Consider the following 4,216-nt stretch of genomic DNA (forward strand, 5'->3'; position numbering starts at 1 on the left):
GATCCTTGTGGTGGAGGTGGTCGGTGCGTTGCTGTCCGGCTCGCTGGCGCTGCTGGCCGACGCCGGACACATGATTACCAACGTGGCCGGCTGGCCTTGGCCCTGGTCGCCGCCGGCCGATGGCGCGCCGGCTACGGGGCCGTTACCAGGTCGGCGCCGGCCAGCTCGTCGATCAGGACCGCGACGATGGCTGGGGCGAACTGGGTGCCGGCGCAGCGCCGGGGCCGGGTCACACGCGCGACCTCGAACAACACCCAACCGGTGCGGCGGCGCGATCCGGATCGCGGGTCGTCCGGTTGAGGATCCCCAAGTGGACAAGATCCGTTATGGAGGTACGGGCTCCCGGTCGGGGTCTGGCGGCGCGGGCCGGTCGGTCAGCCGCAGCGCGGACGCGATATCGGGGTGCACGGTGAGCCGGTCGGGCGTCTCGGCACCGGTCGGGGTACTCGGACGGCCAGGTGCTGCTCGACGAGGCCGCGGAGGCGGTGGGCATCGGCTTCGCGGGGAGGCTGCGTTCGCCAACCTCTGCGGCGGTGCACCCATTCGGGCGCGGGGTAGATTGCTTCCCGTCTGGCGGGTGGCACGATCGCGTCGCGACGGGAGCTGTTCGGCACCAACTACAACAGATTGTCGATACGCCTCCGGGAAGCGTCGGTCGAGCTTGCCGCACTGGTGCTAACGCTGCTCGGCGTCGAGCGTCGCGGTGATCTCGGCGCGCAACGCCTTCTTGTCGATCTTGTTGACGGACGTTGTGGGCAGCTCGTCGCGCCATTCCAGACGCTCGGGCCACTTGAACTTGGCCACGCCCAGCGCGGCGAGGTGTTCTTGGATCGCCTGCGGCGGCAGCGGCTGGTCGCGGGCGACCAGGAAGGCGCAGGCGCGTTCGCCCAGCCGCGGGTCGGGCATCGCGACCACGGCCGCGGCGGCGATGCGGGGATGCTGCAGGAGCAGCAGCTCGACTTCCTCGGCGCTGACTTTCTCACCGCCGCGGTTGATCAGATCCTTGATCCGCCCCTCGACGGACAGGTAGCGCTCGCCGTCGATGACCCGCACCGCGACCAGGTCGCCGGTGCGGTAGAAGCCGTCGCTGGTGAACGCCTGCCGGTTCTGCTCGGGGGCATCGAAATATCCGCGCAAGGTGTACGGGCCGGCGCAGCACAGTTCGCCGACCTGCCCATCGGGCAGCTCGGTCTCGGTACCGACGTCGAGCACCTTGAACTCGTCCAGCGGGGACATCGGAGTGCCGACCGTGGTCAGCCTCGCCTCGCGGGGGGCGTCCGGGCCGGTGAGGGCGAAGAAGCCCTCGCCCATGCCAAAAAGCTGACCGCTCCATACGCCGTGCGCTTCGAGCCGCCCGAACAGCTCGGGCGGCACCTTGGCGCCGGACAGCACGACCCTGCGCAGGGTGCCGGCGAGCTCGGCGAAGGCCGGGCCGGTCACCGCGGGGTAGTGGCCGTGGCCGAGCAGCACGTCGGTGGTCCGCTGCGCGGTGAGGATCGGCAGCGCCTGCGACAGGTCCGCACCGGTCAGCACCAGGCATCCGCCCACGCTGTGCGGGCCGTGCAGCCCGCACACGATCCCCGCGTTGTGGATGATCGGGATGAGATGTCCGGTGCGGGTCGTGTCGTCCCAGCCGAGGCTGCGCGCGTACTCGCGCGCGTTGTACCAGTACTCGGCGTGCAGCCGGGGGATCACCTTCGGCACCCCGGTGGTCCCGCCGGACAGCTGGAACACCGCCACGTCGTCGGGGTCGATGCGGGCCTGGATGTCGTCGACGACCTTGCGGGCGAGGTCGGTCGAGGTGTCGGCGCCGAGATCCTCGATCCGGACGCCCGGCGTGTCCGCCGCGGCGCCGATCGTCAACACGTGCTGCAGCGTCGGATGTCCGGCCCGTTGCTCGATGGCGAAGCCGATCAGATCGAAGCCCTTGGTGCCGGCCTCGACCAGGTGCGCCACGGCGCCGGTACGGCGGCTGATCCCGCCGATTTCGTTCGCCCGGTGGGCGGCTAGCGTGCACACCGGCACTAGCCCGGCCTTGAGCACGCCGTACCAGGCCACCACGGTTTCCAGCCGGTCGGTGACCTGGAACAGGAGCGGGTCACCCGGCCGCAGCCCGAGCTCGACCAGCCCCGCGGCGACCCGGTCGGCGCGCTCGTCTAGCTCGCGGTAGCTGGCCTGCCCGGCCGCGGTGACGACGGCGTCCCGATCCGGGTAGCGCGCCGCGACAGCCTGGAACTCGGTGGCGATGGTGCGGGTGCCCCACAGCCCGGCCGCGCGATAGCGGGCGATCGCATCGGCGGGGAACGGAACGACTCGCTGGTCCATGACGGGTCCTCTGGTGCGTGGGACGGGGTGGTGGGTGCCTGTGGTCAGCCGGCGAAGCGCGGGTCCAGCCAGTCGCGGATGCGCTCGGCGGCCAGCGCCGTGCCGGTGGGTGCGCCGGGCCGGATCGGCCCACCGAAGTGGGTACCAGCGACCGCGGCGACCGTCAGGTCCGCGGCGCCGAGCGCGTCGCGCATGCGGACGATGTCGCTGGGGAACGAGGCCTGGTCGCCGGCGAACTCCAGCAGCAGGGCCGGCACGGTCACGCCGGGCGCGCAGCGCACGAAGTCGGCGTTGCTGCTCAGCGCGGACCAGGTGGACAGCCACGCCTCCGCGGTCGACAGCCGGCCGAACCCGACCAGCCCGTAGTTGGTCAGATCCGGCCGCCGACCGAACAGCGACCCGTACGGGCGCTCGTTGGGGTCCAGCGACAGGTCGACGTTGCGCAGGTCGGCGTCGGTTCGATACACCGTGATCAGCCGTGGTGCGAGCGCGCGCCGGCGGTCGGCGGCATCGCCGCCGGCCTTGAACGCCCGGTTGGCCCGCGCGGACTCCGCGGCGAGGCTGCGCGCGACGTCGTCGATGCGCCGTATCCGGTCCAGCTGCGCGGTCCGGTAGTGGCCGACGAACGCCTCGTCGTAGTGGCTGGACTCGGGGGCGGCGACGAATCCGTTGGCGGGGTTGAACGGGTCGAGGTCCGGGTCGGCCGACAGCGGATCGGCCTCGTCGGTAACCGACGGGTCGATGACCCGCAGCAGCAGCGCCGCCTGGCCGGGGTGCGGGGCGAGGAACACGACACCGTCCGGCACCGGCATGGTGGTGTCGGCCAGCGGGACCGGACGTCCCGACGGGGCGGCGCGCAGGCGCTGCTCGGCGGGTAGCGACGCCTGCTGGCAGTAGAACGCCGTCAGAGCGCCGCCGCCGGAGTGGCCGAGCGAGACGACCTGTTCGAAGCCGGCTTCGCGCAGGTAGACCTGGCCGGCGGCCATGTCGATGATGGCCTGTTCGTGCAGCAGGTTGAGGTCGTTGTTCGGCGAGCGGCTGCCCTGCGTCCACACCGCGTACCCCGCAGCGAGCAGGTACGGGACCAGCGAATGGTGGGTGACGTCCTGCCGCGGGTGCATGATCGTGATGACCGACGACGCGCCCGGCGGGACCCGCAGCACACCGGTCACCGTCGCCCCGTCGCTGGTTGCGAGTTCGCACACGCTGGTGGACACGCCGGGCGGGGGCTCGATCGTCGTGACGTATCGGCCGGCGCCCAGCTGCGCCGCCGACTCCGGCACCTGCTGGGTCATCGTGCCTCCAGCCGGAGGGCATCCTTGTCGAACTGGGTGATCCGGCACCCGGCCAGGCCGGCCACACAGCTGTACCAGACCGCGTGCCGGCATCCGGTCGAGCGGCGGTCGATGCTGAAGGTGTCGGCGGACTCGATGACGAAGTACGGGCCGAGCCTCGAGACGGCGACGTTCGGGTCCCGCCCGGCGACCTCGGCGACCATGGTGTTCTCCGGAACGTCCAGGACGAACAGTTGAAGTGTCATGCGTGCACCGGTCCTTCCGGCGACTCGACCAGCCGTTCCTGCTGCTCTTGCCAGGCGGCCGCCCGTTCGACGATGAGTTCGGCCTTGCGGGTGAGCAGGTCGTCCAGGGTGGCGCCCGGCCGGGCCATGATGTCGACCAGGGCATCGATGGTCAGGTTGGCGTCCAGGTCTTCCTGCGGCGTCACCGGCCGCAGCGCCCGGGTGATCTCGACCATGTAGCCGTTGGGGTCGTGGGTGTAGATCGACTCGATGGTCTCGTGCTGGATCTGCATTTCGACCGGCCGCTCGCTGGCGTCCAGGCGGCGCCGGTATTCCAGCAGGTGCTGCTCGGAGTCCACGTGGATCGCCAGG

General features: G+C 71.3%; 3 protein-coding genes and 1 pseudogene. All 4 read right to left on the minus strand.

What is annotated here, in order from left to right:
• Positions 1-675: 675 nt before the first annotated feature.
• Positions 676-2,325 carry a (2,3-dihydroxybenzoyl)adenylate synthase gene (locus DAT37_RS12810; RefSeq protein ID WP_109524980.1) on the minus strand — a complete coding sequence of 550 codons (1,650 nt, stop codon included), beginning with the start codon at positions 2,323-2,325 and terminating at the stop codon, positions 676-678.
• A gap of 44 nt (positions 2,326-2,369) precedes the next feature.
• A complete protein-coding gene (locus tag DAT37_RS12815) occupies positions 2,370-3,608 on the minus strand; it encodes an alpha/beta fold hydrolase (protein ID WP_109524982.1) in 1,239 nt (412 codons plus the stop codon).
• An 8-nt stretch (positions 3,609-3,616) separates the two neighbouring features.
• On the minus strand, positions 3,617-3,865 hold the full coding sequence (locus tag DAT37_RS12820; RefSeq protein ID WP_109524981.1) for a hypothetical protein: 249 nt from the start codon (positions 3,863-3,865) through the stop codon (positions 3,617-3,619).
• Positions 3,862-4,216: pseudogene (locus DAT37_RS12825) on the minus strand (hypothetical protein); the annotation flags it as partial. The pseudogene DAT37_RS12825 and the gene DAT37_RS12820, both read right to left, overlap by 4 nt.

It is taken from the genome of Nocardia aurea, assembly GCF_003123685.1.
Taxonomy (GTDB): domain Bacteria; phylum Actinomycetota; class Actinomycetes; order Mycobacteriales; family Mycobacteriaceae; genus Nocardia; species Nocardia aurea.